We start from the raw sequence: 26,367 nt of genomic DNA on the forward strand, positions 1-26,367 counted from the left end.
CCTCCGGGGTGCCGGCGCGTCGTGCTGGTCCCGCGGGTGCCGGCCCCCTCCGACCGGCCCCGCGGGCGATCAGGGGTCAGGCGTCGCGGGTGCGCAGGCGCACGGCGGCGACGGCGAGCAGCACGGCGACCCAGCCGAGCAGGATCGCGTAGCCGGCCCAGGGGCCTGGCGTGAACGCCATGCCGAACTGGCCGCCGGCGAGCTGCTCCGGCGTCTGCGTGACGGCGGAGCCCGCGGTCGACGGCAGCAGCGGCCGCACGTACTCCAGCGGCTTCCAGCTGATCATGAGCAGGACGTTCTCGACGATGAGCACCAGGCCGATCACGGTCGTGATGGCGGCCGCGGTGTTGCGCAGCAGGGCCCCGACGGCGAGGCCGAGGAGCGCGATGCCCGTCGCGTAGAGCACGACGCCGAGCACGACGCGGGCGACGTGCGGCGCACCCCAGTCGGGCGCCAGCTCGGGCACGATCGCGCCCGCGAGCAGGGTCGAGAGGCCGACCGCGACCGCGACCGTCACGAACGTGACGGTCGCGACGACCACGACCTTGGCGGCCAGCACCGGCAGGCGACCGGGCACGGCGGCGAACGTCGAGCGGACCGACCCGGTGGCGTACTCACCCGTGATGGTCATCGCCGCGAGCACGATGAGCGGCAGCGGCGCGAGCAGCATGCCCGGCTGCAGGTACATCTGCACGACCTCCACCGAGCCGGGGTCCATGCCCTCGATCGGGTCGGGGAACGACCGCATCGAGACGGCGAAGAGCGCCGAGATGCCGGCCATCAGCAGGACGGCGACGCCGAGCGTCCAGTACGTCGAGCGCAGGGTCCACAGCTTGAGCCACTCCGCGTGCACGACGCGGGGGAACGTGACGCGTGCGCCCTCGGCGGCGCGGTGCACCGGTGCGGGCGTGCCCGCCGTGGGTGCGGGGGCGGTCGTGGCGGTCATCGGGCCACCTCCGTGGCGGTCGTGCCGGCGCCGGCCGTGCCGCCGGAGCGGTATTCGACGAGGTCACCGGTCAGGGACATGTACGCGTCCTCGAGGGAGCCCGTCACGGGCGTCAGCTCGTGCAGGACGAGGCGGGCCGCGGCGGCGACCTCGCCGACGGCCGCGGCCGTCGGGCCGTGCACCTCGAGCAGGCCCGGCTCCACGGCGTCGATCGTGACGTCCGGGCCCGCGAGCACGGCGGCCAGCTCGGTCGCGTGCGGCGAGCGCACGCGCACCGTCGTGCGCGTCGCGCGACCGACGACGTCCTGCACGGTGCCGTCCGCGACGATGCGCCCACGGCCGATCACGAGCAGGTGGTCGGCCGTCACGGCCATCTCGCTCATGAGGTGCGACGACAGGAACACGGTGCGGCCCTCGCGCGCCAGGTGCTGCACGAGGCCGCGCACCCACAGCACGCCCTCGGGGTCGAGCCCGTTGACCGGCTCGTCGAGGATCAGGGTGTGCGGGTCGCCGAGCAGCGCGGCGGCGATGCCGAGGCGCTGGCCCATGCCGAGCGAGAAGCCCTTGACCCGCTTGTTGGCGACCGACCCGAGGCCGGTGAGGTCGATGACCTCGTTGACGCGCTTCGTGCCGATGCCGTGTGTGGCGGCGAGCGTGCGCAGGTGCTGCTTGGCGGTCCGGCTCGGGTGGACGGCCTTCGCGTCGAGCAGCGCGCCCACCTCGGTGAGCGGCGCGCGCATGCGGCCGTACGGCGTGCCGGAGACCGTGACGGCCCCGGCGCTGGGCTTGTCCAGCCCCACGATCATGCGCATGGTGGTGGACTTGCCGGCGCCGTTGGGCCCCAGGAAGCCCGTCACGGTGCCGGGTCGGACGGTGAAGGAGATGTCGTCCACGGCCGTGGTGCGGCCGTAGCGCTTCGTGAGTGACTGCGCCTCGATCATGGCGCGGGGCTCCCCAGGTCGACGATGTGCGGACGTGTCGACCGTAGGCCGCAGCCCGTGCCGGGCGGCACCGTCCCGGGGACCATCCGGGCACCGCGGCCTCATCCCGTGGGACGACCCCGGACTCAGGGGCGGATGAGGGACGGGGTCAGGGGAACGCCGGGAACGCGACGGGCACCCGCGACGTTGGTTACGTTGTCGACCAGCACGTCCCCGGCCGATCACGACCAGGAGCCCTCATGGCGAATCCCGTCTTCAACAGCAGTCCCGTCTTCGCGGACCCGCGCCAGCAGCGCCGCGGCGGCCGCCCCGCACCCTCGGCGCCCACGTTCGGCGGCCCCGCCGTCGACGCGGCGTCGCTCGAGGCGATGTACGACGGCCCGACCGCGACCACGCGCGACACCGGCCGCCTCACCTACGACGACGTCATCATGAAGACCGGCGGGCTGCTCGCGCTGCTCGTCGCCGTCGCCGCCGTCACGTGGTTCGTCGCGCCCGGCCTGTACATCGTCGGCGCGATCGTCGGCCTCGTGCTCGGGCTGGTGAACGCCTTCAAGCGCAAGCCGTCGCCGGCGCTCATCGTCGCCTACACCGTCGCGGAGGGCGTGTTCCTCGGCGGCATCAGCTTCGTGTTCCAGAACGTGCTCGTGCCCGCGGGCAACGGGGGTGCCGTCTCGGCGCAGCCGATCGTCCTGCAGGCCGTGCTCGCCACGGTCGCGACCTTCGTCGCGTCGCTGTGGCTCTACCGCTCCGGCCGCGTCCGCGTGACCGCGAAGTCGATGCGCTTCCTGCTCATCGCGATGATCGGGTACGCGCTGTTCTCGCTGGTCAACGTCGTGCTCATGTTCGTGATGCCGAGCAACGAGATGTTCGGCCCGCTGCGCGGCGGCTGGATCGGCGTCCTCGTCGGCCTGTTCGCCGTGGGCCTCGCGGCCTTCAGCCTCATCGTCGACTTCGACGCCATCAAGCGCGGTGTCGAGCAGGGCGCGCCGAAGAGCTTCGCGTGGACGGCCGCGTTCGGCCTCATCGTGACGCTGGTCTGGCTGTACCTCGAGTTCCTGCGCCTGTTCGCGATCTTCAGCAGCAGCGACTGACGCAGCGTCTCGCTGCACGCCTCGCAGCACCGCACGTCGCGACGCCCCGTCGGCCACCCGGCCGGCGGGGCGTCGTCGTGCCCGGGCCCGCTGCCGGTGCGGGGTCGGCGTCCGGCAGGTGGGACGATGGGGGAGTGAAGTACGCGCAGCACGTCTCCGAGCTCGTCGGCGGCACCCCGCTCGTCCGGCTGTCGTCCGTGACCGAGGGCCTGACCGCCACGATCCTCGCCAAGGTCGAGTACCTGAACCCCGGCGGGTCCGTGAAGGACCGGATCGCCCTGCGGATGGTGGAGGCGGCCGAGGAGGCCGGCCTCCTGCAGCCCGGCGGCACGATCGTCGAGCCGACGTCCGGCAACACGGGCGTCGGCCTCGCGCTGGTCGCGCAGCGCAAGGGCTACCGCTGCGTGTTCGTCTGCCCCGACAAGGTGAGCCAGGACAAGCGCGACGTGCTGCGCGCCTACGGCGCCGAGGTCGTGGTGACCCCGACCGCCGTGCCGCCCGACCACCCCGACTCCTACTACTCGGTGTCCGACCGCATCGCGCGGGAGACGCCGGGCGCGTGGAAGCCGGACCAGTACTCCAACCCGAACGGCCCCGCGAGCCACTACGCGACCACCGGCCCGGAGATCTGGGCGGACACTGACGGACGCCTCACGCACTTCGTCACCGGCGTCGGCACGGGCGGGACGATCACCGGCACGGGCCGGTACCTGCACGACGCGTCGGCGGACCGGCCCGCGGCCGACGGCGGGCGCGTGGTCGTCGTCGGTGCCGACCCCGCGGGGTCGGTGTACTCGGGCGGCGACGGGCGGCCGTACCTGGTCGAGGGCGTCGGCGAGGACTTCTGGCCGCGCGCGTACGACCCGTCGGTGCCGGACGAGATCATCCCCGTCTCGGACGCGGACTCGTTCGCGATGACGCGGCGCCTGGCGCGCGAGGAGGGCCTCCTCGTCGGCGGCTCGTGCGGCATGGCGGTCGAGGCGACGCTGCGGCACGCGCGCGCCCTGCAGGAGCGCGACCCCGAGGCGGCGGCGCGCGCCGTGTACGTCGTGCTGCTGCCCGACAGCGGCCGCGGCTACATGTCGAAGATCTTCAACGACTCGTGGATGCGCTCGTACGGGTTCCTCACGTCCGAGACGGGCGCGACGGTCGCCGACGTGCTGCGCACCAAGGACGGCGGGCTGCCCGCCCTGGTCCACACGCACCCCAACGAGACGGTGCGCGACGCGATCGAGATCCTGCGCGAGTACGGCGTCTCGCAGATGCCGGTCGTCGGCGCGGAGCCCCCGGTCATGATCGGCGAGGTGCAGGGCGCCGTGAGCGAGCGCGAGCTGCTCGACGCCGTGTTCTCCGGGGCGGCGTCGCTGGCGGACCGCGTCGACCGACACATGGGCGCGGCGCTGCCGATCGTCGGGTCGGGCGAGACCGTGGAGGCCGCGCGGGCGGCGCTCGAGAAGGCGGACGCGCTCATGGTCGTCGACGACGGCCGACCTGTCGGCGTGCTGACGCGCCACGACCTGCTGGGCTTCCTCGCGCGCTGACGTCGGGGCCGGCGGCGGGGTCCGCCCGGCGTGTCCGTGGTGTGTCGCGGGGCGGCCGGACCGTCTCCCACGGGCGTGCGCACACCGTGCGCACGGCGTGCGTACGGCCGCCGGGAGAGGTCCCGCCCCCGCGCCGACGCGCCGACACGCCGCACGGCACGCAGCCGGCCGCGCGTCCGGGTGTCCGGCGCCGCGGTTAGCATCGCGCCCGGCCGGGTCCGCCGGCCGACGTCCGCCGCCGGGCAGCCCGGCCGCCCGGCGGCCGCTGCACGAAGGACCGACGATGGCGTTGTTCGACCTGCCCCTGCCCGAGCTCGAGCGGTACCTGCCCGAGCTCGACGTGCCCGCCGACCTCGACGACTTCTGGTCGTCGACGCTGGCCGAGGCGCGCACCCACGACCTCGACGTGCGCAGCACCCCGTACGACGCGCGGCTGCGGCTCGTGGACGTCGAGGACCTCGAGTTCGCCGGCTTCGGCGGGCAGCGGGTGCGGGCGTGGGTGACGCGGCCCGCGGGGTCGGCGACGGACGGGTCGTCGCTGCCCGCGGTCGTGGAGTACGTCGGGTACGGCGGCGGGCGCGGGCGTCCGCACGAGCACCTGGCGTGGGCCGCCGCCGGGTACGTGCACGTGCTCATGGACACGCGGGGCCAGGGCTCCGGCTGGGGCACCGGCGGCGACACCCCCGACCCCGTCGGCAGCGGCCCGGCCACCAGCGGGTTCATGACGCGCGGCATCCTCGACCCGGCCGAGCACTACTACCGCCGCGTCGTCACCGACGCGGTGCGCGCCGTGGAGGCGACGCGTGCGCTGCCCGGCGTGGACCCGTCCCGGGTCGCCGTGGCGGGGATCAGCCAGGGCGGCGGGCTCGCGCTCGCGGTCGGCGGTCTCGTCGACGGGCTCGTCGCCGTCATGCCCGACGTGCCGTTCCTGTGCCACTTCCCGCGCGCGCTCGCGATCACCGACAGCGACCCGTACCACGAGGTCGTGCGGTACCTGGCGGTGCACCGGGACCACGAGGCCCGCGCCATGCGGACGCTGTCCTACCTCGACGCGGTGCACCTCGCGCGCCGCGCGACCGCGCCGACGCTGTTCTCGGTCGCGCTGCGCGACACGACGTGCCCGCCGTCGACCGTCTACGCCGCGTACCACCACTACGGCACGCTCGGCGGCGCGGACCCGGCCAAGCAGATCGAGGTCTACGCATACAACACGCACGAGGGCGGGCAGACGGTGCAGCTCGAGAAGCAGCTGCACTGGCTGGGGGGCCTGCTCGGCTGAGCACCGGGACGGGGCGTCGCGGCGAGGTCAGCGCGAGTCGCTCGCCACCAGCCCGTCGACCAGCCCGTCCACGAGGTACGCGAAGCTCACGTCGACGTCGTCGGACATGCCGAAGCCGCCCGCGAGCTCGAGCGCGACGAACCCGTGCACGGCGGCGCGGACCGCGCGGACGGCGTCGACGTGCCGCGCGGCCGGCACGCCCACGTCCGCCACGAGGGCGCTGAGGCGGGTGAGGACGGACGCCGCCGCCGTCTGCAGCGCGTCCGCGTCCGGGTGGCCGCGCCAGTCGTCCTGCACGGCCTGGTAGCGGCCCGGCCGGGCGTGCGCCCAGGCACGCAGCGCGTGGGTGCACGCCCGGAGGCGGTCGCGCGCGTCGGCCGTGGTGCCGGCGGCGTCCGCCACGACGCCGTCGAGCTCGGCGATGCAGCGCAGCGCCACCTCGCGGCGCAGGCCGGGCAGGCCGTCGACGTGCTTGTAGAGGCTCGGGACGGCGACACCGGCACGGGCCGCGACGGCGGCGAGCGTCAGGCCGCGGAAGCCGTCCGGGCCGCCGGCGTCGACGGCCTCCAGGGCCAGCGCCGTGACGGCGGCGCGGTCGAGCCCCGCGCGCGGCACTCAGACCTCCCCGCGGGTCGTGGCCGGCAGGCCCGCGACGAGCTCGAGCACCGCGGGCGCCAAGACCTCCGCGCGCTGGTGCTGCGGGTAGTGGCCGGCCTCGGGCACGAGGAGCCCGGTGACGTGCGCGGACCGCGGGGTCGCGAGCGCCTCGGCGTGGGCGGCGGCGGGGTCGGCCGACTCGGGGTCCTGCGCGCCGGTGACGACGAGGACGGGGCAGGTGACGCGGTCGAGCAGCGTCTCGTGGCCGCCGCCGACGAGCGCGAGCGTCAGGGACCGCAGCTGGCCGAGGTACCCGGGGCGACGCAGCGCGGTGCGCATCGCCCGCAGGTGCTCGGCCGTCCACGGGGCCCGGCGACCGCGCAGCAGGGAGCGGTAGAACCACGTCCACGCCGTCGCCCCCCAGGCGCGGTGCAGCAGGAGCGCCACCTGCGCGTGCACGGCGCGGGACGCCCGGACGGCGTTCGAGGCGTACGCGACGAGCACGACGCCCCGCACGCGCTCCGGCTCCAGCGCCGCGACCCGCGCGACGGACCCGGCCGCGAACGACGCGCCGACGAGCACCGCCGGCCGGTCCGCGTCGGCGCCGAGCGCGTCGAGCAGGGCGCTGACGTCCTCGGCCGTGGCGGCCACGCCGTGCCGGGTGAACGTCGCGTCGCTGTCGCCGTGGCCGCGCACGTCCATGAGGACGACGCGGTGCCCGGCGGCGACGAGCGGTGCGGCGAGGTCGCGCCACGAGCCGCGCAGGTCGCCCATGCCGGGCACGAGCACGACGAGCGCGCCGTCGTGCGGGCCGAGGGCCTCGTAGGCGACCCGACCCTCGGGGGTGGGGAGGTGCAGGACGTCCGGTGTCGTCGTCATGACGCAAAAGCTAATGCCATTAGCGACGCGTGGCAAGAGGTTGCCCCGCCGCGGGCAGGGCAGGATGGTCGGGCACTGTCATCCCACGAAGGAGAGCACGACATGGCCGCAGCCCTGCCCGAGGTCTCGGGCTCCTACGGCACCAAGCCCACGCTCACGTTCCCGGACGCCACCGCGCCGGAGGAGCTCGAGGTCGTGGTGCTCAGCCGCGGCGACGGCGACCTCGTCGAGGCCGGCCAGGACATCGAGGTGCACTACCTCGGCCAGTCCTGGCAGGGTGGTGTCTTCGACAACTCCTACGACCGCGGGTCGTCGATCAGCTTCCCGATCGGCGTCGGCGCCGTCATCGCCGGCTGGGACGAGGGCCTCGTCGGCCAGCAGGTCGGCTCGCGCGTCCTGCTGTCCATCCCGTCGCACCTCGGCTACGGCGACCGCGGCGTGCCGCAGGCCGGCATCAAGGGCGGCGACACGCTGGTGTTCGTCGTCGACATCGTCGGCGTGAGCTGACGCGGTCCGCAGCGACCCGATGAGTCCGCGCCGCGCCGCCGGTCGACCCCCGTGGGCGCCGGCGGCGCGGTCGCGCGGACCGCGGGCACGACGTCCCCGGACGGAGGACCTGTGACGCGCGCGTACCCCTGCGGCCTCGACGACTGGGCGACCCACTCGCCGTACAGCGACCCCGGCGGGCACGCCGACGTGCTCGCCGCGCTCGGCACCGACCCGGCGGACGTGCACGCCGCCGCCACCGGCCTGATCGCGCACTACCGCGCCGACCGCGACACCCTCGACGATGCCCGGCTGCCGGCGATCGACCTGCGCTGGCTCGAGGCCGTCCTCGGTGCCGGCCTCGACCTGTCGTCCGCGCCGCTCGCCGGCCGCCCGCACGCCGAGCGCGTCGCCGGCTGCTGCCGCGACCACACGCTGCTCGCGGTCGGCCTGCTGCGCGAGCACGGGATCGCGGCGCGGTCCCGCATCGGCTTCGCGCGGTACTTCGCGCCCGGCTTCGCGCACGACCACGTCGTCGTCGAGCGGTGGGACGGGCGCCGGTGGGTGCGCAGCGACCCGGAGCTCGACGCCGCCTTCGGGACGGCGCCGCCCGCCGGCGAGCCGTTCGACCCGTTCGACATGCCGACGGGCCTCGACAGCCCGTTCCCGACCGCCGCCGAGCTGTGGACGGCGCACCGGCGCGACGGCCTCGACCTGCGCGACTACGGCGTCTCGCCGCAGCTCGCCGACCTGCGCGGCCGCGACTTCGTCCGGCACTACGTGCTGCTCGAGGTCGCGCACCGCCGCCGCGACGAGCTGCTGCTGTGGGACGTCTGGGGTGCGGGCCTCGACGCGACCGACGACGAGGCGGACGCGCTCGCGGACGAGGTCGCCGGCCTGCTCCTGCGCGCCGACGCCGACGACTGCGACGCGGAGGAGGAGCTCGCCCGCCGCTACGCCGAGGACCCGCGCCTGCACCCCGGGGCGCGCGTGCGGACCCTGTCGCCGCTCGGCCGCGACGGGTGGACGGACCTGCGCGCCCGCACGACCGAGTGGGACGCCTGACGCCTGCCGCGTGACGCGCGCCGTGGTGCACCCTGGTCCCGTGCGCCCCTTCCGCCGTCCCGCGCCCGTGCCCGCGCACGTGGGCGCCGGGTTCCTCGCCGCCGAGGCACCCGCCCTGCAGCGCTCGTTCCGCGCGGCGCTGCACCCGTCCGAGCGCGCCGCACGGCATCCGGTGCCCGCCCGCGTCGAGGTGACGCGCGGCGCTGACGGGCGTGTCGTCCTGGCGTGGCGCAACGTGCTGGTCGGCTTCGTGCCGGAGTCCCACCTGGCCCTGCTCGCCGCGCAGGTCGACGCCGCCCTGCCGGCGACGCTCGAGGCCGACGGGGCCGTGCACCCGTCCGGCGACGTGTGGCGGCTGTGGGTCGGCCCGACGCCCGCGGACGGCTTCCCGCCGGCGCCACCGGACCTCGACACGCTGCCCGCACCGCGGGACACGATCCTCGGCGTCCCGCTGCGCCGCCCCGACGAGCTCTGAGCGGGTGCCTCCCCGGCGTCCCGCGGGAGCCGAGGTGCGCCGACATGCCGTCTGTGGGACGCCGTGACACCGTGGGGCGATGAAGTCGATCCTCACCGTCGTCGTCGTGCTCGCGCTCCTCTGGCTCGCCCTGTCGATCCTGGGCGCCGTCGTCGAGGGGCTGCTGTGGCTGACGGTCGTGGGGCTGGTCCTCCTCGCCGCCACGGTCGTCTACGGGTGGGTGAAGAGCAAGGCGCGCTCGCGGTCGTAAGGGTGCGCCGGTGAGGCGCCACGGGGACGAGGCGCTGGGCGGTGTGCGGCGCGCGGGCCGTCCGGCCGGACGTGGCCGACCGCGTGCAGACAGGCGTCCGTGCCCCGCCGCACCGGGCTGCGCTAGCGTCCGCGTGCGTCGCGCGTCCTGCGCGGCGTCGCCATCGGTCGAGAGGATGCGCTCGTGCTCGTGCACCTGCCGGACGGCGCCGCGCTCCCGGCGCCCGGGGCGGTGGCGACGTACCTCGTGCGGCGCGCGGCGCTGCACGACAGCCGGTTGTGAGGCCCGATGACCTTCCGCGCCGACTACGTCCACGACGAGGACGAGGGCTGGGCGGCGCTCGTCCTGCACGACGAGGCGACCGGCGTGACGTTCGAGGTGCAGCGCACCCTCGCGCCCGACGAGCAGGACGAGCGGCTGGGGACCGACACCTACTGCCTCGTGGTCGACGGCGGCGCGTCCGTGTACGGCGGCCTCCACCGCTGGGAGATCCTGCCGCAGGCCGTCCTCGCGCTCCGCCTGACGCAGGACGCCGCCACGACGCTCGGCGTCGCGGCGGAGCTGCGGCTGCCGCTGCACGAGGACGCCCCGCCGGTGGTCGCGCGAGCGCTCGGACGACTGGTCCGCCGCACGCTCTGGGACGACCTGGCCGACCGCCGCCGGGCGCTCGCGCTGCCGATGGTCCCGCTGCGCCGCGACGGCCGCCGGGTGCGCACGGGGGGCGACGTCGGCGACTGGGCCGCGAGGCCCGACGCCGTGGGCGTCGGTCCGGACGGCGAGGTCGTCGAGGTCCGGCGCGACGCCTCGGACCACCGACGATCGGCGGTGTGGCGGACGGGCGACGCGGCGCCACCGGTCGTCCTCGTGGGTGCGCTCCGTGCGTCCTGGGTCCAGCCGCTGCCCCAGGGACGCGTGCTGCTGGTCGGGGCGGGTGACGACCCCGACGTCGACGCGGAGGTCTGGGACGCCGACGGGCGACGGGTGGCTGCGGGACGCCTCGGCGGTGCGCGCGCGCACGTCCTGGCGACGCCGTCGGGCGCCACGTGGATCGGCTACGGCGACGAGGCGGGCAGTGCGCTGGGGCTGCACAAGCTCGTCCGCGTCGGCGCGGACCTCGCGCCGCAGTGGGTCCACCCGCTCCCGGTCGACGCGTCGCACCTGCCCGACGTCTTCGACGTGTACGCGCTGAACGTCGTCGGCGAGGCCGCGTACTGCTACGCGTACACCTCGTTCCACCTGGTGCGCGTCGAGGGTGACACGGTCGCCGACCTCGGCCCCGTCGACGTCGTCGGGGCGCGTGCGGTGCTGCTCGACGGAGCACGCGGTGCCCTCGTCGGCGGGTACCGCGGACGGCACGACGTCGTGACGCCGTTCGAGATCACACCCGACGGCGTGCGCACGTACGACCCCGTCGGCCGCCTGGTGGACCTCGACGGTGGTGACGTGCGGGACCTGCGGCTCGTGGCACGCGGCGACCACCTCTACGCGCTCCACCGGGACGGGCGCCGGCGGGTCGTGACGCTCGAGCAGCTCCTCGACGGGCGCCGGGTCTGACGGGACGGTCGGCGTCAGCGACGCCGGCGCTGCACGTGCTCGACGAGCCGCAGCGGCTCCGGTCCGACACGCAGCAGGTGGCCGAGGAACGGCGCGAACGCCTCCCCGGTCACGGTCGACTCGACGGCGGTGCCGTCGACGTCCAGGCTCACGACGGCCGGTACGTCCGGGTGCAGGAGCAGCAGGCCGTCGCTCGTCCACGTGCGCATCGCGGGCAGGACGGCCTCGACGACGTGCGCGGGCCGGACGAGCGCCCAGCCGGCATCGGGCGCGTCGTGGAGGCGCACGAGGAGCTCCGCCGGCTGCTGGAGGCCGGACGCGCCGCCGCGCACAGCCGCGATCAGTGACGCCCGATCCGGCCGGCGTTGGATCCGGCGGTGCGGGGACGACCCGAGGGCCGTCGCGCGCGCATCGTGCCGGCGTGACGCGTCGTGGTCGCACCAGCGGGCGTCCAGGGCGGCGCCGGCGCCGGCGAACCGCTCACGCAGGTCCGAGCGGGCGGCCTCGGCGCGGCGGGTCCACAGCGCCCGCTGCAGCGGGGTGGGTGTGGGCCGCTCGGTCACGGCGTCTCGGGTCTCTGCGCCGGGTCGTCCGACCGGCCTCAGACGGTCGCGACGGGACGCTGCCCCGCGCCCGCCAGCGCGTGCTCCGCCGCCGCGAGCGCGTGCACGCGTGCGGAGTCGATCAGCGGCACCGGCCCGCCCGCGGCCGGCAGCGCCAGCTCCAGCTCGGTGCACGCGAGGACGACCGCGTCGGCGCCGGCGGACCGCAGGTCGTCGACGACGGCGAGCAGCCGCGCGCGGGACTCCTCGGTGACCAGGCCCTGCGTGAGCTCGTCGAAGATGATCCGGTCGACCTCCTCCTGCGCGGCGGCGTCGGGGACGAGCGCCCCGATGCCGTGGCGCGCGAGGCGGTCGGCGTAGAACGGCTCGGCCATCACCCAGCGGGTGCCCATGATCCCGAGCGTGCGGTGCCCGGCGGCCGTGGCCACGTCCGCGACGGCGTCGGCGATGTGCAGCAGCGGGACGTCGATCGCCGCCTCGACCGTGCCGGCGACCTTGTGCATGAGGTTCGTCGCGATCAGGACGGCGTCGGCCCCCGCCGCCTCGAGCCGGCGCCCGGCCGCGGCGAGGACCTCGCCGGCGCCCGCCCAGTCGTCCGCGAGCTGCAGCTCGCGGACCTCGGCGAAGTCGAGCGACTCCAGCAGCACGTGCGCGCTGTGGTGTCCACCGAGGCGCTCCTGCACCGCGGTGTTGAGGACGCGGTAGTACTCCGCGGTCGAGTACCAGCTCATGCCGCCGATGATCCCGAGGGTGCGCATGCGGCCACCCTAGGGACGCCGCCTGGACGGCGACAGGGGGCATCCTGGACGTCGGCTGGACGCCGCTCGCCCTCAGCGCAGCCCGACGCGCCGCAGGAAGTCGTTCGCGAACCGGCCCTCCGGGTCGTGCCGCTCGAGCAGCGCGCGGGCGTCGTCCCACCGCGGGTACAGGTCCTGCCACGTGCGGCCGGTGCCCGGGCCGGAGAACAGCTTGCCCCAGTGCGGGCGGGCGGCGAACGGCGCCAGCGCCTCCTCGATGACGGGCAGCGCCGCGTCGACCTCGGCGCGCAGCGGCTTCCACGTGAAGTGCAGCCCGACGCGGTCCCCGCCGTGCGCGGTCGACAGCCACAGGTCGTCGCCGGCGATGGAGCGGATCTCACTGACGAGCAGCAGCGGGGTGACGAGGTCGCGGAGCCCGCGCAGTGCCTCGATCGCCGCGACGGCGTGCTCGCGCGGGACCAGCCACTCGGACTGCAGCTCGGCGCCGGCGCTGGGGGTGAACTCGAGCCGGAAGTGGGGGAGGCGCTCGTGCCACGGCCCGGGCACGCCGCCCTGCTCGGTGCACGCGGCGGGGTCCTGCCCGGGCACGGGGTGCATCGGGCGGTCGGCGGGCCGTGCGCCGGCCAGCTCGGGGCCGGGCGCCCGGACGCCCGCGTCGACGCGGTGCTTGCGCCACACCTGCTGGACGGCGTCGCCCGTCCAGTCGGTGAAGAGGCTGACCGACCACGCCGAGCCCATGAGGTCGTCGAACCGCTCCAGCGCCGTCGACCACGGCAGGTCGACGAGCACCTCCTGGGCGACGTCGAACGTCGGCTCGACCGCCAGCGTCACGCGCGTCACGACGCCCAGCCCACCCAGCGCGACGACCGAGCCGGCCAGCTCCGGGTCGTCGGCCTCCAGCGTGCGGACCGTCCCGTCCGCGCCGACGACCTCGAGCCCGCGCACCGCCGCCGACAGGTTGGACGCGCGGTCGCCGGACCCGTGCGTGGCGGTCGCCACCGTGCCCGCGACCGCGATGTGCGGCAGCGACGCCATGGTGTGCAGGGCCCAGCCCTGCGCGTGCAGGTCCCGGGCGAGCTCGCCGTAGCGCACGCCGGCGCCGACGGTGACGGTGCGGGCGTCGGGGTCGACGGTCGTCGGCACGTCGAGCCGGTCCAGCGCGACGAGCGTGCCGGGGCCGTCGGCGAGGTCGTGGAACGAGTGGCGCGAGCCGAGCGCGCGCACGTGCCGGGCGCCGGCGACGACCGCGGCGACCTCCTCGACCGTCGTCGGGCGCACCACGGGGCCGCCGCGGAACGTGTGGCTGCCGGCCCAGGTGGTCAGGGTGTCGGTCATGTCGAGCCTCCTCGCTCGTCGGTGCTGCTCGTCGGGTGGTCGGTGGGGCGCGCGGCGGGACGTCAGCCGGTGCGCGCGGGGGCGGTGACGAAGACGTCGAACAGCTCGGGCGTGTGGGCGTGCACGAGGACCATGAACACCACGGCGTCGAACAGCAGGTGCACGACCAGCACGTACGTCAGCGACTTCGTCAGCGAGAACGTGAAGCCCTGGATCAGCGCGAACGGGATCGTCAGCAGGGGCCCCCACTCGCGGTAGCCGAGCTCCCACAGGAACGACACGAACACGGTGGCCTGGAGGAGGTTCGCGGCCCACAGCGGGAAGTGGCGCAGCAGCAGGGCGAACACGGTGCAGACGAAGAACAGCTCGTCCCACGTGCCCACGGCGTTGACGCCCACGAACAGGCGCGCGATCTCCTGCCCCTCGATGACCGTCGGCCAGTTGCGGTACGCGCCGGACGACAGGAAGTAGAACGGCAGGATCAGGTACCCGGCCGTCTGCACGCCGATGAGGTAGGCCCACTGCGTGCGCGTCCACCGCTTCCCGGTCCGCCACGGGAACCGGATGACGTGGTCGCCGAGCACGTACCGCGACAGCACGTACGGGACGATCACGGCCAGCGCCAGGGCGATCGTGAACCGCACCATGCCGGCGTCGGACAGGTCCGCCGCCAGGGGGATCGTGCTGACGATGCCCATACCGGCCGCGATGATCAGCAGGTCGCGGCCCAGCACGCGGTCGGCCGCCCAGCCGAGGACCACGCCGAGCAGCAGCGGCACGTACGCGAGCGGGCGCACGTGCAGTGCGAACATGAGCACCGCCGACCCGCACACGAGCACCGCGGCGACGCCCCGCCAGACCGGCGGCAGGAGGGCGGCGGCGCGCTCGGTCACGGCGTCGGTGGTCGGGGTCACCCGCACACGATGCCAGGCGCGACCGGGTGACGCCGCACGGGCTCCGCCGGACATGTCCGGTGCCTGCCCTACGCTGACCGGCGTGGACGAGCCCGACGACGCCCTCGCGGCCGCACCGCACCTGCGCCGCTTCCACGAGCTGCACCCCGAGGTGCCCCTCGTGGTGCTGCCTCCCGAGCGGACCGCGCCCCCCGAGCCGTCGGTCCCCGACGACGTGCTCGGCGCCGAGCGGGAGAGCACGGACGGCACGCTCGCCACGCTGCTCGACGCGGTGGGTCCCGACGCGGCCCGGGCGGTCGTGCGCACCGTGTGGCGCGCCGGTCGGGTGGACGACACGGTCGTCCCAGTCGCCGAGGCGCGTCTGCCGCTCGGCGAGGCGGGCCCCGGCACGGTGGCCGGCCCGCTCACGGCGGCCCTCGAGCGCGGCGGCTGGACGCTGCGCAGCGGGCGGTCGGGAGCGGCCCGCTACCTCGAGGGCGCGCGCGGCGAGCGGTCCGTGCGGGTCGTCACCGTGGAGGACGTCGTCGTGGTGACCGTGCGCGGCCGGGCGCTGCCCGTGGCGACCGCCACGCAGCACCGCCTTATGGGTGTGGTGGAGGAGGAGTCGTGAGCGGCCGGTACGAGGTGCGGCCCGACGTGCTGTCGCGCTCCGCGCAGCAGTGGCGGGACCAGGCGGCGCGTGCGCGGACGGCGGGCGACCGGATCGCGGACGTCTCGACCGCCGGGTTCTCCCCGCGCGTCGCGTCCGCCGCGTCGTCCTGGGCGGCGACGTGGGGCGGCACGGTCCGCACGATCGCGTCCGGCGCGGACACGGTCGGCGAGGAGCTGCTCGCGGCCGCGATCGCGTACGGCACCGTCGACCAGCAGGCCCACGACCGCTTCGACACCTGGCTGGACGGTGCGCCGTGACGACGATCCCCGTGCCCCCGACGGTCGACGCGATCCCCGAGGTCGAGGGCGACCCCGCGCAGGTGCGCGTGTTCGTGGACGACCTGCTCGCCTCCGCCGTGAACGTCGACGACCTCGACACGTTCGCCCGCGACTCCGCGACGCTCGAGGGCTGGACCGGTGACGCCGCCGACGCCTACGGGCGGCACGTGCGCGGCACCGCCGCGGACGCGGACGCCGTCTCCGCCGCCGTCCGTCGCGTCGCCCGGGCCGGCGAGGAGTACGCCGAGGCGCTCACCGGGCTCGAGGCCCGCCGCGAGACGCTCGACGGCGACCGCACCGGCTACCACGCCGCCCGCGCGGACCTGCTGGCCGACATCCGTGCCGCGACGGACGCCGACGAGGCGGTCGTCCGCGACCTGCAGGACCGTGCGGCGGGCCTGGCGACGCGCCGGCAGACCCTCGTCGAGGACGTCGACCGGCTGGCCCGCGACGTGACGACGGCCGAGCAGTCGATGCTCGACGCGCTGACGTCGTTCTCGACCCTCGACAAGGCCCGCGCCGCCGTGACCGGCGGGCGGGACGTCGCCGACGCGGCGCTGGGCCGCCCGGGCTCGCCGTCCTCGGGCGGCTCCCCGGAGGAGGTCGCCGCGTGGTGGGACGGCCTCTCCGAGGAGGAGCAGCTCGCCGTGCTGGCCGCGCACCCGGAGGTCGTCGGCAGCGCCGACGGCATCCCCGCGACCGTGCGCGACCGCGCCAACCGGCTGCTGCTCGAGACCGACCTCGACGCGCTCGAGCTGCGCGAGGAGCGCGGGGAGGTCCTGCCGGCGGACGACCGCGCGGCGCTCGAGAACGGCCGGGCGGCGCGCGCCGCGCTCACCGCCGGGGCACAGGAGGTCGACCCCGTCACGGGCGAGGCGATGGTCCCGCTGCTGCACCTGTACGACGCGCGGGCGTTCGGCGGGGACGGGCGGGTGGCGATCGCGTTCGGCGACCCGGACACCGCCGACCACGTGTCGGTGATGGTGCCCGGGCTGACGAGCAACGGCACCAAGGCCGAGGGCAACGCCGACGCCGCGTTCCACATCTACGAGTCCGCCCGCTACTCCGACCCGGATTCGACCGTCGCGTCGATCATGTGGATCGGCTACGACGCGCCCAGCGACTGGGACTCGCTCACGGTCGCACAGGAGGCGCGCGCGACCGAGGGCGGCGAGCGGCTCGCCCGCTACGTCGAGGGCCTGCGCGCGTCGCGCGAGGGCAGCCCCGCGCACCTCACGGTCGTGGGCCACTCCTACGGCTCGACGACCACCGCGCACGCGGCGAGCGACCACGGCCTCGCCGCCGACGACATCGTGCTCGTCGGCAGCCCGGGCGCGGGCGGCGGCGTCGACCACGCCTCCGACCTCGGCGTCGGCGCCGACCACGTGTGGTCGGGCAACAACAGCCACGACCCCGTGGCGATGCTCGCCGACAACGGCTGGGTCGGCGGCGGAACGCTCGGCGGCGCCGGCATGGGCAACGACGTGGCCGAGGACGACTTCGGCGCGAACCGGTTCCGTGCCGAGTCGACGACGCGCGGGACCGGCTGGGACCCGTTCGCCGACCACACGAAGTACTTCGACCAGGGCACCGAGTCGATCTTCAACATCGGGCAGATCGTGGTCGGCGACTACGACGAGGTGCTGCGCGCCGAGCACACGTACGACCCGTGGTGGTGGGACCCGGTCGACCCGGAGCGCGACCGCGAGCCGACCACGCAGGGCGACCGGGAGCCGGAGTGGTGAGGCACCGCACGGTCGCGCTGCTCGCCGTGCTGCTCGCGCCGGTGGTGCTCGGCGCGTGCACGCCGGCGGCGAGCGTCGAGGAGCACGAGCGCAGCCGCGAGGAGGTGCGCGCGGTGGCCGCCGAGGTGATCCCCGCGCTCGCGGACGCGCTCGGCGGCGAGGTGCGCTGGGCACGCGGGGAGTACGAGGCGTACGGCCTCAAGAACGACCTGACCCTGGCGTACCAGGCCGACGCCGACATCACCGTGGTGACGACGCGCGACGACGTGGCCACCGCGGTCGCGGACCTGGACTGGACCGTGGACGACGATGCCGGCGGCGGCGCGTCGGTGGTGGGCGAGCGGGGCGACCTGACGCTGCGGGCGACCGTGCGCGAGGACCACCTGCAGCTGTCCGTGGACGGCCCGCGCCTGGGCATCGGGGACGAGCGGCCGGAGCGGAACGGGCAGGAGAGTCTCGGCCTGCCCTACCCGACGTTCGTGCCGTACGAGTCGCCCGGGGCCACCCCGCTGCCGTCCGGCGACGCCGAGGGCTGACCCGGGTTCAGACGGCCGCCAGCGCGCGGACGGAGTCGATCGTGTCCGCCTGGTAGGACTCGGTCGGCGACGCCAGCACCTCGCCGATCGTGCCCGTGCACGTCATGCGGACGTGCGGTCGAGGACGAGGGTCACGGACGTGCAGCCTGCTCCAGGAGGCGCAGCAGACCGATCGCGTGGCTCAGGGCATGCCACGCCGGGAACGCGTCCCCGTCGGCGAGCGAGCGACGGACCTCTTCCAGGTCGTCGCTGATCCGGCCGACCGTGTGCTCACGCGGGTCGTGCGAGAGGTCGAACGACGTGCCGACCGGGAGGTGCCAGTAGTGGTCGTGCTCGACCGCCACCTCGGGACCCACCTCCGCCACGAAGGCGTCCAGCGCGAGACGGAGGGCGGTGCGGAGCTCTGCGACGCGAAGGACGTCGTACGACATGCGCTGAGCCTCGCAGACGTCATCAGCCCGGGCCCGCCAAGGACCGGACGGCGTCGATCGTGTCCGCCTCGGACGCCGGCTTGTCGTCGCGGTACCGCAGCACGCGTGCGAACCGGAGCGCGAGGCCGCCTGGGTAGCGGGTGGACCGCTGCAGGCCGTCGAACGCGATCTCGACCACCTGCTCGGGACGCACGACGACGCCCCACGGCTCGCGCCGCTCCTCGAGGGCGAGGAACCGCTCGGTCTGCCACGCCAGCATCTCGTCGGTCATGCCCTTGAACGTCTTGCCGAGCATGACGAAGCCGCCCTCGGGGTCGCGCGCGCCGAGGTGGATGTTCGACAGCGTCCCGGACCGGCGGCCGGAGCCCCACTCGACGGCGAGGACGACGAGGTCGAGCGTGTGCCGCGGCTTGACCTTGACCCACGCGGCGCCGCGCCGGCCGGCCTCGTAGGGCGCGTCGGACGCCTTGACGACGACGCCCTCCTGCCCGTCGGCGACGACGGCGCGGAAGTGCTCGGTCGCCACGGCGGGGTCCCGCGTGACGACGCGGCGGACGACGTGCGGCGCCGCGACCTGGTCGAGCACCGCCAGCCGCTCGCGCAGCGGGGCGTCGAGGAGGTCGCGGCCGTCGACGTGCAGCAGGTCGAAGAAGAACGGGGTCAGCGTCGCGGACGACGCGAGCTCGGCGTCCCGGGTGGCGCTGCGGGACGCGGTCTCCTGGAACGGCCGGGGCCGGCCGGCCTCGTCGAGGGTGAGCGCCTCGCCGTCGAGGACGAGCCGCTGCGCCGGCAGCAGGCGGACGGCGTCGACGATCTCCGGCACGCGCGCGGTGATGTCGTCGAGGCTGCGCGTGTAGACGCGGACGTCGTCGCCGTCGCGGTGCACCTGGATGCGGATGCCGTCGAGCTTGGTGTCGACGACGACGTCACCGGCCGGGCCCTCACCGGTGCCCGCGAGCCCGGCGAGCGCCGTCGGCACGTCGGGCGCGGACTGCGCGAGCATCGGCCGCACGGGCCGCCCGACGGTGAGCGTGAACGCGTCGAGGGCGGTGGTGGCGTCCTCGGCGGACGCGGCGCCGAGCGCGGCGACCGCGACGGCCTCCGTCTCGCCCGCGAGCATCGCCGCCCGCCGCACGGTCGCTGCCGGGACGCCCGCGGCCTCCGCGACCGCGTCGAGCAGCAGCGCGTCGAGCGCGCCCTGCCGCAGCTCGCCGGTCACGAGCCCGCGCAGCAGCCGCTGCTCGTCCTCGGTCGCGGCGCCGAACAGCTCCGCCGCGGCGGCGGTCCGCGCGCCGGCGGACCCGGGCCCGGACATCTCCGCCATCGCGGCGAACGCGGCGTCCACCTCCGTCACGGTGAGGGACGGCGCATCCGCGGGCACCGGCAGCGACGTCAGCGACCGCCACCCCAGCCCGGTCCGCCGCTGCCGCAGCTCGCCACCGAGGTACCGGGACACGATCGCCACGTCCTCCGGCCCGTCGGCGGCGGCCCGCCGCAGCACGTCCACCAGCACGGCCCGCTTGGCGAGGCGCGAGCGCGTCGCGGCGACGGCGGTGGACGCGGCGGCGACGTCGGCGAGCAGCATGCCGCTCATCCTGTCCGCCGCCACCGACACCCGCACGGGGGTCCGCCTCGCGGCGCGGGACGTGCGGCCGCACGACGGGCGTGGCTACCGGCCGAGGCGTCGCCAGAAGCGCCAGGGACGGAGGTGTCGGTCGACCGCCCGCTCGTAGGCTCCGACCGGAGAGGTCCAGCGGGTCGGCGTCAGCGGGACGTCCCCGAGCAGCTCCTGCACGGAGAAGACCTGGTCGATCAGCCCCGGCCGCCGGCGACCGACGATCTCCCGGCCCTCGTCCGTCAGCCCGAGGACGGGACCGGGGTCGACGACGAGGAGCCCGGAGCCCACGAGCCGGCCCACCGCAGCGTCGAACTGGTCGTCACCGAGGACGGTGTGCCCCATCGCGTCGATCACGCTCACTGCCTCGTGCAGGTGCAGACGAGGGATCATCGCGGCCGCGCTGAGGACGAGCGCGTCGTCGTAGGTCCAGCCGTCGGCCATGCTGCGGAGCGTAGGGCTCGTGACGGGCGTGCGAGCATCACGACGTCACGAGTCGGAGGAGGTGACCGGTGGAGCGGCCCGCCGTGCGTCAGGTCGAGTTCCGCGTGGTGCGCGATGTGGGTCGTCCGGACGAGGTGGTGCCGCTCGTGGACGGCGCACGCCTCGACGAGCTGGTCGGACGGTACGAACGAACGCGGGGGTACGAGCCGGCCGGCGGGTACGGCGGGCTCGTGCCGGCCTACGGGAACCTCGGCGACCTCGCGGACCACCTGGGCGGCGGCACGCGTCGCTGGTGGTCGCGGGACCGGCACGTCGCGCTCCTCGCGTGCGACTGCGGCGAGGTGGGCTGCTGGCCCCTGGAGGCGGAGGTCGTCGTGACGGACGACCGCGTGACGTGGTCGGGCTTCCGCCAGCCGCACCGCCCGGCGTGGGACTACGACGGCTTCGGGCCGTTCACCTTCGCGCGTGACCAGTACGACGCCGCCGCCGTGGTGGCGGCTGAGCGCGTCCACGGCGGCGGGTGACCGGACGTCCTGGCGGGTCGGCGACCACGGGGACGCGACCGCGCACCGGTACGAGAGCGACCGCGGATCCGGGCGCCCCTGGTGCCGCCCGTCGACATGCGGACGCCTCGACGGACGGCCCGTACCGGGCGCGGCCGTCGGGCACACTGCCGACATGCCTCTGCGCACCACGGACGGCGACGACGAGCTCGTCGTCGCGGGTTTCGTCGTCTCCGTCCCGACCGCGCCGCCCCCGGGCGTCGAGGGCGTCGCCCCCGACTGCTTCGTCACCGTCAGCCCGCACCTCCACGACGCGCCGACGCCTGAGTGGTGGGACTGGTTCACCGAGCCGGCCGAGGCGGAGGCGTGCCGTGCGTCGGCAGGCCCGCAGGGCCGCGTCCTGACGGTCGCGATGCGGCGTGGCGACGCGGACACGCTGATGCGCGAGCACGGTGGTGCGGCGCAGCCGTACTACGCGCTCCTGCGCGACGGCGTCCCGGCGGCGCACGGCGCAGTCGTGCTCGGTCATGAGGTCGTGGGCGTGGAGGCCTTCAGCTTCCACTCGTGGCACTGCTACGGCTACGCGGCGCAGGTGCGCGTGACCCTGGGGGTGGAGGTCAACGACCTCGGCCTTCTCGACCGCTACGACGACGCTGTCCGCGTGCGCGACTGGATGCTCGCGCGTCCTCCGACGGAGCAGCCTCCGCCCGTCCCATGGATCGTCCTCACGCTCGTGGAGGGCACGGCGGCGTTTGTCGAACCCGGCGAGTGACGTGACGAGGGCCCGCCCCGCGTGCTGCGGGACGGGCCCTCGTCAGGTGGTGCGGTGCGTCAGGCCGTCGGCACCGGGCAGGCGACGCCCGTCGAGTTGACCGGGCAGTAGCCGCCCGGGTTCTTCTGCAGGTACTGCTGGTGGTACCCCTCGGCGTAGTAGAACGGGCCGGCGTCCTCGGCCGACCGGATCTCCGTCGTGATGTCGCCGTAGCCGTTCGCCTTGAGGCGCGGGCCGTACTCGGCGGCGGTGGCGCGGGCGGCCTCGCCCTGCTCGGGCGTCGTGAAGAAGACCGCGGAGCGGTACTGCGTGCCCACGTCGTTGCCCTGGCGGAAGCCCTGGGTGGGGTCGTGCTCCTCCCAGAAGTGCCGCATGAGGTCGACGTCGGACAGCTGCGCCGGGTCGTACGCGACCATCACCGTCTCGGTGTGGCCGGTGCGGGCCGTGCACGTCTCCTCGTACGTCGGGTACGGCGTGAAGCCGCCCATGTACCCGACGGCGGTGGTGACGACGCCGGGCAGCTGCCACGCCTCCTTCTCGGCGCCCCAGAAGCACCCGGACGCCAGGTAGAGCACGCGGGTGCCCTCCGGCCACGGGCCCTGCAGGGGCGTGCCCAGCACGGTGTGCGTCTCGGGGATCGCGTACGGGTAGCCGTCGCGGCCCTTCATCGCCGTCTCCGGCGTCACCATCTGCGTGCGCGTCGAGCTGCCGAGCAGCGTCTCGAACAACGAGGCCATGAGCGTCTCTCCTTCTCCCCAGGTGTCCGCCACGTAGAACCCGCACGGGCCCGCGCGTGTTCCCCCGGGGCCCCGGCGCACGGCCTAGCCTGGACCCGTGACGAGCCACCCCGCCTCCGAGCCCCACGACTGGTCGACCACCGGCTTCTCGACCCGCGCCATCCACGCGGGCCAGGACCCCGAGGCACGGACGGGCGCCGTCGTGCCGCCGATCCACCAGGTGTCGACGTACAAGCAGGACGGCGTCGGCGGCCTGCGCGACGGCTACGAGTACTCGCGGTCGGGCAACCCGACGCGGGACGCCCTCCAGGAGGCGCTCGCCGCCGCGGAGGGCGGTGCGGCGGCGTTCGCGTTCGCGTCGGGCCTCGCGGCGGAGGACACGCTGCTCCGCTCGGTGCTGCGGCCCGGCGACCACATGGTGATCGGGAACGACGCGTACGGCGGCACCTACCGGCTCATCGCGCGCGTCCTCGAGCCGTGGGGGATCGAGCACACGCCGGTCGACATGCTCGACCCCGACGCGGTGCTCGCGGCGATCCAGCCCGGCCGCACGAAGGTGCTGTGGGCGGAGACGCCGACCAACCCGCTGCTCGGCATCGCGGACGTCGAGGCGATCGCGGTGCACGCGCGCTCGGCCGGCGCCGTGCTCGTCGTCGACAACACGTTCGCGACGCCGTACCTGCAGCAGCCGCTCGCGCTCGGCGCGGACGCGGTCGTGCACTCGACCACCAAGTACATCGGCGGGCACTCGGACGTGGTCGGGGGCGCGGTCGTCGTCGCGGACGGCGCGCAGCTGCCCGCGGGGCTCGAGGGGCCGACGGGCACCACGTCCCTGCGCGACGCCGTCGGCTTCCTGCAGAACGCGTCGGGTGCCGTCGCCGGCCCGTTCGACGCCTGGCTCACGCTGCGCGGCCTCAAGACGCTCGCCGTCCGCATGGACCGGCACCAGGCGAACGCCGAGCGCATCACCCGGTTCCTGCTCGAGCACCCGGGCGTCACCGAGGTGCTCTACCCGGGCCTGCCCGACCACCCCGGCCACGACGTCGCCGCCCGGCAGATGACCGGGTTCGGCGGCATGGTCGCGTTCCGCACGGGCGACGCGGAGAAGTCCGTCGCGGTGTGCGGCCACACGCGGGTGTTCACGCTCGCGGAGTCGCTCGGCGGCGTGGAGTCGCTCATCGAGCACCCGGCCCGCATGACGCACGCGTCCGTGGCGGCCACGGCGCTGGAGGTCCCGGACGACCTCGTGCGCCTGTCGGTGGGCATCGAGGACGTCGACGACCTGCTCGCGGACCTCGCGCAGGCGCTGGAGGCGGCGGGCCTGGGACGCGCGGCGTGACCGACGCCGGTCCCGACGCCCGTCCCGACGCGGCGCCGGCGGCCCCGTCATCCGCGGACGTGCCGTCCGCGCCCGCGTCGCCGTCCGAGCCCGCACCGGCGGCCCCGGCCGTCGTGCTGGCCGACCGCCCGCCGCACCCGGTGCCGCCGTCGGTGCAGGCCGCCGCGTCCTGGTCGTGGCGCGTGCTCGTCATCCTCGCCGCCGTCGCGGCGGGCGTGTGGCTGCTGGCGGTGCTCAAGGTCATCGTCGTCCCGGTCGTCGTCGCGCTGCTGCTCACGGTGCTGCTCTCGCCGCTCGCGACGTTCCTGCAGCGCCGGGCGCGGCTGCCGCGCGGCGCGGCCGCGGGCGTCGCGCTCGTGCTGCTGCTCGGCGTCGTCGGCGGGTTGCTGACGCTCGCCGGGCGCTCGATCGCGCGCGGCATCGTCGACCTGTGGGACCAGGCCCAGGAGGGCGTCGACACGCTGCTCGCGTGGCTCTCGGACGGGCCGCTGCAGCTCGGGTCGTCGGACCTCGACGGGTACGTCGACCAGCTGCAGGACGCGCTCGCGGGCAGCGGCGAGCAGATCGCCACGGGGGCCCTGTCGGTGACGGTGACGGTCGGGCACGTGCTCGCCGGCACGCTCGTCGCCCTGTTCTGCACCCTCTTCTTCCTCATCGACGGCCGGCGCATCTGGGCGTGGGTCGTGGGCCTGCTGCCGCGCGGCTCGCGCGAGAGCGTGCACCAGGCGGGGCGGCGCGGCTGGGTGACGCTGGGCGCGTACACGCGCACGCAGATCCTCGTCGCGGGCGTCGACGCCGTCGGCATCGGGCTCGGTGCCGTCCTGCTGCAGCTGCCGTTGGCGGTGCCGCTCGCGGTGCTCGTGTTCTTCGGCTCGTTCATCCCGTTCGTCGGCGCGATCGTCACGGGCACCATCGCGGTGCTCGTCGCGCTCGTGACGCAGGGCTGGGTGTCGGCGCTGATCATGCTGCTCGTCGTGCTGTTCGTGCAGCAGCTCGAGGGACACGTGCTCCAGCCGTTCCTCATGGGGCACGCGGTGTCCCTGCACCCGGTCGCGGTGCTGCTCGTCGTCGCGTCGGGCTCGTTCGCCGCGGGGATCGTCGGCGCGCTGTTCGCCGTGCCGGTGGCCGCGGTGCTCAACACGGTCGTGCTGTACCTGCACGGGCACGACAAGTTCCCGCAGCTCGGCACGGGGGACCACGTGCCCATCCGGCCGCGCGCGCACCCCGTGCTCGCGCGGGCGCTGGCCGCGGCGGCGGAGGCGGAGTCCGCGACGCAGGCGGAACGGGGCGAGGCGCGCGCCGCGCGGCGCGGTGCCCGCCCGGACGACCCGCCGACGGTGGCGACCACCGGCCCGGACGCGCCGTGATCGGCGCACCCGACGTCCGCGCGGCGGCGGCGCTGCTCGCCGGCGTCGCCGAGCGCACCCCGGTGCAGCGCAGCCGCGCGCTGTCCGAGCTCGTCGGCGCGGACGTGTGGCTCAAGTGCGAGAACCTGCAGCGCGCCGGCTCGTTCAAGATCCGCGGCGCGTATGTGCGGATGTCCCGGCTGTCGCCCGCCGAGAAGGCGCGTGGCGTCGTCGCCGCCAGCGCGGGCAACCACGCGCAGGGCGTGGCGCTCGCGGCACGACTGCTCGGGCTCACGTCGGTCGTGTTCATGCCCGTCGACGCGGCCCTGCCGAAGGTCGCCGCGACCCGCGGGTACGGGGCGCACGTCGAGCTCGTCGGCACGTCCGTGGACGAGGCCCTCGTGCACGCGCGCGAGCACGCCGAGCGCACGGGCGCCGTCCTCATCCACCCCTTCGACCACCCCGACGTCGACGCCGGGCAGGGCACGGTCGCGCTCGAGGTGCTCGAGCAGGTGCCCGACGTGGGCACGCTCGTCGTCCCCGTCGGCGGCGGCGGGCTCGCGGCCGGCATCGCGGCGGCCCTCGACGACCGGACCGACGTGCGCGTCGTCGGCGTGCAGGCCGCGGGCGCCGCCGCCTACCCCGCGTCCCTCGCAGCGGGGCACCCGGTGCGGGTGCCCGAGCTGCGGACGATGGCCGACGGCATCGCCGTCGGCACGCCCGGCGCGGTGCCGTTCGAGCTGCTCGCGCACCACGACGTCCCGGTGCGGACGGTGTCGGAGGAGGACCTCTCGCGCGCGCTGCTGCTCGTCGCGGAGCGCGCCAAGCTCGTCGTCGAGCCGTCCGGCGCGGCAGCCGTCGCGGCCCTCATGGCGGACCCGACGGGCCTCGTCCGGGACGGGCGTCCCGTCGTGTGCGTGCTGTCCGGCGGCAACATCGACCCGCTCGTGCTGCTGCGCGTCGTCCGGCACGGCCTCGCGTCGGCGGGCCGCTACCTGCACGTGCACGTCCGCGTCGAGGACGCCCCCGGCGCGCTCGCCGGCCTGCTGCGCGACCTCGCTGCCATGGGCGGCAACGTCATGCACGTCGCGCACACGCGCACGGGCGGCGACCTCGCGTTCAGCGAGGTCGCGGTGGACCTGCAGATCGAGACCAAGGGCCCCGAGCACTGCGGCGACCTGCTCGCCGGGCTGCGCGCCGCCGGCTACCGCGTCGGCGACGCCTGACCTCGGCCCGCGCCGAGCCCGCCGGGACCGGCCCGGGCACGCCGACGGCGCCGCACCCCGAGGGGG

29 protein-coding genes are annotated in these 26,367 nt (G+C 75.5%); 17 read left to right on the top strand and 12 right to left on the bottom strand.

Annotated features, from left to right (window positions below):
• Positions 1–76: 76 nt before the first annotated feature.
• Both ACFUMH_RS10805 and ACFUMH_RS10810 read right to left on the bottom strand, forming a co-directional pair.
• The gene (locus ACFUMH_RS10805) at positions 77–946 is read right to left on the bottom strand and encodes an ABC transporter permease subunit (RefSeq protein ID WP_378204646.1); all 870 of its coding nucleotides are present in this window, start codon (positions 944–946) and stop codon (positions 77–79) included.
• Positions 943–1,887, bottom strand: coding sequence for an ABC transporter ATP-binding protein (locus tag ACFUMH_RS10810; protein WP_378204649.1), 945 nt, complete (start codon positions 1,885–1,887; stop codon positions 943–945). The genes ACFUMH_RS10805 and ACFUMH_RS10810 overlap by 4 nt, the downstream gene beginning before the upstream one ends.
• A gap of 239 nt (positions 1,888–2,126) precedes the next feature.
• Between ACFUMH_RS10810 and ACFUMH_RS10815 the strand changes: the two genes are divergently transcribed.
• From ACFUMH_RS10815 to ACFUMH_RS10825, 3 genes are all read left to right on the top strand, one after another.
• Positions 2,127–2,981, top strand: a complete 855-nt coding sequence (locus tag ACFUMH_RS10815) for a Bax inhibitor-1/YccA family protein (RefSeq protein ID WP_378204652.1) — start codon at positions 2,127–2,129, stop codon at positions 2,979–2,981.
• A gap of 134 nt (positions 2,982–3,115) precedes the next feature.
• Positions 3,116–4,522: a cystathionine beta-synthase gene (locus ACFUMH_RS10820; RefSeq protein ID WP_378204655.1), complete on the top strand. Its 1,407-nt coding sequence runs from the start codon at positions 3,116–3,118 to the stop codon at positions 4,520–4,522.
• 283 nt (positions 4,523–4,805) lie between these two features.
• Entirely contained in the window at positions 4,806–5,801 is a 996-nt protein-coding gene (locus tag ACFUMH_RS10825; RefSeq protein ID WP_378204659.1) for an acetylxylan esterase, read from the top strand.
• 27 nt (positions 5,802–5,828) lie between these two features.
• On the opposite strand, the gene ACFUMH_RS10830 is transcribed toward ACFUMH_RS10825, so the two are convergent.
• The gene (locus ACFUMH_RS10830; protein ID WP_378204662.1) at positions 5,829–6,416 is read right to left on the bottom strand and encodes a TetR-like C-terminal domain-containing protein; all 588 of its coding nucleotides are present in this window, start codon (positions 6,414–6,416) and stop codon (positions 5,829–5,831) included.
• Positions 6,417–7,277 carry an alpha/beta fold hydrolase gene (locus ACFUMH_RS10835; RefSeq protein WP_378204666.1) on the bottom strand — a complete coding sequence of 287 codons (861 nt, stop codon included), beginning with the start codon at positions 7,275–7,277 and terminating at the stop codon, positions 6,417–6,419. It abuts the gene before it with no gap.
• A 102-nt stretch (positions 7,278–7,379) separates the two neighbouring features.
• Here ACFUMH_RS10835 and ACFUMH_RS10840 point away from each other — a divergent pair, with 102 nt between their 5' ends.
• The 5 genes from ACFUMH_RS10840 (at position 7,380) to ACFUMH_RS10860 (ending at position 11,107) form a co-directional block, all read left to right on the top strand.
• Complete coding sequence (locus ACFUMH_RS10840; RefSeq protein WP_378204669.1) at positions 7,380–7,784, top strand: FKBP-type peptidyl-prolyl cis-trans isomerase; 405 nt, start codon at positions 7,380–7,382, stop codon at positions 7,782–7,784.
• Between the two features lie 111 nt (positions 7,785–7,895).
• Positions 7,896–8,828: a transglutaminase-like domain-containing protein gene (locus ACFUMH_RS10845; RefSeq protein ID WP_378204672.1), complete on the top strand. Its 933-nt coding sequence runs from the start codon at positions 7,896–7,898 to the stop codon at positions 8,826–8,828.
• Positions 8,829–8,868: 40 nt separating this feature from the next.
• Positions 8,869–9,303: a hypothetical protein gene (locus tag ACFUMH_RS10850; protein ID WP_378204675.1), complete on the top strand. Its 435-nt coding sequence runs from the start codon at positions 8,869–8,871 to the stop codon at positions 9,301–9,303.
• Positions 9,304–9,382: 79 nt separating this feature from the next.
• Entirely contained in the window at positions 9,383–9,553 is a 171-nt protein-coding gene (locus ACFUMH_RS10855) for a hypothetical protein (RefSeq protein ID WP_378204678.1), read from the top strand.
• 288 nt (positions 9,554–9,841) lie between these two features.
• Positions 9,842–11,107: an Imm10 family immunity protein gene (locus ACFUMH_RS10860; protein ID WP_378204681.1), complete on the top strand. Its 1,266-nt coding sequence runs from the start codon at positions 9,842–9,844 to the stop codon at positions 11,105–11,107.
• A gap of 14 nt (positions 11,108–11,121) precedes the next feature.
• Here ACFUMH_RS10860 and ACFUMH_RS10865 read toward each other — a convergent pair whose 3' ends face one another.
• The 4 genes from ACFUMH_RS10865 to ACFUMH_RS10880 form a co-directional block, all read right to left on the bottom strand.
• Complete coding sequence (locus ACFUMH_RS10865; RefSeq protein WP_378204684.1) at positions 11,122–11,670, bottom strand: hypothetical protein; 549 nt, start codon at positions 11,668–11,670, stop codon at positions 11,122–11,124.
• A 38-nt stretch (positions 11,671–11,708) separates the two neighbouring features.
• Positions 11,709–12,428: an aspartate/glutamate racemase family protein gene (locus tag ACFUMH_RS10870; protein WP_378204687.1), complete on the bottom strand. Its 720-nt coding sequence runs from the start codon at positions 12,426–12,428 to the stop codon at positions 11,709–11,711.
• 72 nt (positions 12,429–12,500) lie between these two features.
• On the bottom strand, positions 12,501–13,763 hold the full coding sequence (locus ACFUMH_RS10875; RefSeq protein WP_378204689.1) for an FAD-binding protein: 1,263 nt from the start codon (positions 13,761–13,763) through the stop codon (positions 12,501–12,503).
• A gap of 62 nt (positions 13,764–13,825) precedes the next feature.
• Entirely contained in the window at positions 13,826–14,575 is a 750-nt protein-coding gene (locus ACFUMH_RS10880; protein ID WP_378204730.1) for a type II CAAX prenyl endopeptidase Rce1 family protein, read from the bottom strand.
• A 184-nt stretch (positions 14,576–14,759) separates the two neighbouring features.
• On the opposite strand from ACFUMH_RS10880, the gene ACFUMH_RS10885 reads away from it, so the two are divergent.
• From ACFUMH_RS10885 to ACFUMH_RS10900, 4 genes are read left to right on the top strand one after another with little or no spacing between them, the layout of a single operon-like run.
• On the top strand, positions 14,760–15,287 hold the full coding sequence (locus ACFUMH_RS10885; RefSeq protein ID WP_378204692.1) for a hypothetical protein: 528 nt from the start codon (positions 14,760–14,762) through the stop codon (positions 15,285–15,287).
• On the top strand, positions 15,284–15,586 hold the full coding sequence (locus ACFUMH_RS10890) for a hypothetical protein (RefSeq protein ID WP_378204695.1): 303 nt from the start codon (positions 15,284–15,286) through the stop codon (positions 15,584–15,586). The genes ACFUMH_RS10885 and ACFUMH_RS10890 overlap by 4 nt, the downstream gene beginning before the upstream one ends.
• Entirely contained in the window at positions 15,583–17,352 is a 1,770-nt protein-coding gene (locus ACFUMH_RS10895; protein ID WP_378204698.1) for an alpha/beta hydrolase, read from the top strand. Before ACFUMH_RS10890 ends, ACFUMH_RS10895 begins: the two co-directional genes overlap by 4 nt.
• Entirely contained in the window at positions 17,349–17,888 is a 540-nt protein-coding gene (locus ACFUMH_RS10900) for a hypothetical protein (RefSeq protein WP_378204701.1), read from the top strand. Before ACFUMH_RS10895 ends, ACFUMH_RS10900 begins: the two co-directional genes overlap by 4 nt.
• Before the next feature lie 131 nt (positions 17,889–18,019).
• Here ACFUMH_RS10900 and ACFUMH_RS10905 read toward each other — a convergent pair whose 3' ends face one another.
• The 3 genes from ACFUMH_RS10905 to ACFUMH_RS10915 all read right to left on the bottom strand — a co-directional run bounded on the left by ACFUMH_RS10905 (position 18,020) and on the right by ACFUMH_RS10915 (position 20,378).
• A complete protein-coding gene (locus tag ACFUMH_RS10905; protein WP_378204704.1) occupies positions 18,020–18,319 on the bottom strand; it encodes a hypothetical protein in 300 nt (99 codons plus the stop codon).
• Positions 18,320–18,341: 22 nt separating this feature from the next.
• Positions 18,342–19,904, bottom strand: coding sequence for an ATP-dependent DNA ligase (locus ACFUMH_RS10910; RefSeq protein ID WP_378204707.1), 1,563 nt, complete (start codon positions 19,902–19,904; stop codon positions 18,342–18,344).
• An 84-nt stretch (positions 19,905–19,988) separates the two neighbouring features.
• Positions 19,989–20,378 (bottom strand): hypothetical protein, encoded by a 390-nt coding sequence (locus ACFUMH_RS10915; protein ID WP_378204710.1) that lies wholly within the window; start codon positions 20,376–20,378, stop codon positions 19,989–19,991.
• A gap of 68 nt (positions 20,379–20,446) precedes the next feature.
• Here ACFUMH_RS10915 and ACFUMH_RS10920 point away from each other — a divergent pair, with 68 nt between their 5' ends.
• Together ACFUMH_RS10920 and ACFUMH_RS10925 are read left to right on the top strand one after the other, a co-directional pair.
• Complete coding sequence (locus ACFUMH_RS10920; protein WP_378204713.1) at positions 20,447–20,902, top strand: hypothetical protein; 456 nt, start codon at positions 20,447–20,449, stop codon at positions 20,900–20,902.
• A 154-nt stretch (positions 20,903–21,056) separates the two neighbouring features.
• A complete protein-coding gene (locus ACFUMH_RS10925) occupies positions 21,057–21,653 on the top strand; it encodes a hypothetical protein (protein WP_378204716.1) in 597 nt (198 codons plus the stop codon).
• Between the two features lie 59 nt (positions 21,654–21,712).
• Here ACFUMH_RS10925 and msrA read toward each other — a convergent pair whose 3' ends face one another.
• A complete protein-coding gene (gene msrA / locus ACFUMH_RS10930; RefSeq protein WP_378204719.1) occupies positions 21,713–22,390 on the bottom strand; it encodes a peptide-methionine (S)-S-oxide reductase MsrA in 678 nt (225 codons plus the stop codon).
• 97 nt (positions 22,391–22,487) lie between these two features.
• On the opposite strand from msrA, the gene ACFUMH_RS10935 reads away from it, so the two are divergent.
• The 3 genes from ACFUMH_RS10935 (at position 22,488) to ilvA (ending at position 26,301) form a co-directional block, all read left to right on the top strand.
• Positions 22,488–23,729: a cystathionine gamma-synthase gene (locus ACFUMH_RS10935; protein ID WP_378204723.1), complete on the top strand. Its 1,242-nt coding sequence runs from the start codon at positions 22,488–22,490 to the stop codon at positions 23,727–23,729.
• Positions 23,730–23,842: 113 nt separating this feature from the next.
• Complete coding sequence (locus tag ACFUMH_RS10940; protein ID WP_378204733.1) at positions 23,843–25,096, top strand: AI-2E family transporter; 1,254 nt, start codon at positions 23,843–23,845, stop codon at positions 25,094–25,096.
• Positions 25,093–26,301: a threonine ammonia-lyase gene (gene ilvA / locus ACFUMH_RS10945; protein ID WP_378204727.1), complete on the top strand. Its 1,209-nt coding sequence runs from the start codon at positions 25,093–25,095 to the stop codon at positions 26,299–26,301. Before ACFUMH_RS10940 ends, ilvA begins: the two co-directional genes overlap by 4 nt.
• The last annotated feature ends 66 nt before the right edge of the window (positions 26,302–26,367 follow it).

This window comes from Cellulomonas sp. NPDC057328, from assembly GCF_042667215.1.
Taxonomy (GTDB): Bacteria; Actinomycetota; Actinomycetes; order Actinomycetales; family Cellulomonadaceae; genus Cellulomonas.

Bases quoted from the DNA above. Each gene is read 5' to 3' on its own strand.
- ACFUMH_RS10815 (WP_378204652.1), top strand. From the start codon at position 2,127: ATGGCGAATCCCGTCTTCAACAGCAGTCCCGTCTTCGCGGACCCGCGC.
- ACFUMH_RS10835 (WP_378204666.1), bottom strand. From the start codon at position 7,277: ATGACGACGACACCGGACGTCCTGCACCTCCCCACCCCCGAGGGTCGG.
- ACFUMH_RS10825 (WP_378204659.1), top strand. From the start codon at position 4,806: ATGGCGTTGTTCGACCTGCCCCTGCCCGAGCTCGAGCGGTACCTGCCC.
- ACFUMH_RS10805 (WP_378204646.1), bottom strand. From the start codon at position 946: ATGACCGCCACGACCGCCCCCGCACCCACGGCGGGCACGCCCGCACCG.
- msrA (WP_378204719.1), bottom strand. From the start codon at position 22,390: ATGGCCTCGTTGTTCGAGACGCTGCTCGGCAGCTCGACGCGCACGCAG.
- ACFUMH_RS10870 (WP_378204687.1), bottom strand. From the start codon at position 12,428: ATGCGCACCCTCGGGATCATCGGCGGCATGAGCTGGTACTCGACCGCG.
- ACFUMH_RS10855 (WP_378204678.1), top strand. From the start codon at position 9,383: ATGAAGTCGATCCTCACCGTCGTCGTCGTGCTCGCGCTCCTCTGGCTC.
- ACFUMH_RS10840 (WP_378204669.1), top strand. From the start codon at position 7,380: ATGGCCGCAGCCCTGCCCGAGGTCTCGGGCTCCTACGGCACCAAGCCC.
- ACFUMH_RS10925 (WP_378204716.1), top strand. From the start codon at position 21,057: ATGCCTCTGCGCACCACGGACGGCGACGACGAGCTCGTCGTCGCGGGT.
- ACFUMH_RS10810 (WP_378204649.1), bottom strand. From the start codon at position 1,887: ATGATCGAGGCGCAGTCACTCACGAAGCGCTACGGCCGCACCACGGCC.
- ACFUMH_RS10880 (WP_378204730.1), bottom strand. From the start codon at position 14,575: ATGTTCGCACTGCACGTGCGCCCGCTCGCGTACGTGCCGCTGCTGCTC.
- ACFUMH_RS10875 (WP_378204689.1), bottom strand. From the start codon at position 13,763: ATGACCGACACCCTGACCACCTGGGCCGGCAGCCACACGTTCCGCGGC.
- ACFUMH_RS10860 (WP_378204681.1), top strand. From the start codon at position 9,842: ATGACCTTCCGCGCCGACTACGTCCACGACGAGGACGAGGGCTGGGCG.
- ACFUMH_RS10910 (WP_378204707.1), bottom strand. From the start codon at position 19,904: ATGCTGCTCGCCGACGTCGCCGCCGCGTCCACCGCCGTCGCCGCGACG.
- ACFUMH_RS10905 (WP_378204704.1), bottom strand. From the start codon at position 18,319: ATGTCGTACGACGTCCTTCGCGTCGCAGAGCTCCGCACCGCCCTCCGT.
- ACFUMH_RS10915 (WP_378204710.1), bottom strand. From the start codon at position 20,378: ATGGCCGACGGCTGGACCTACGACGACGCGCTCGTCCTCAGCGCGGCC.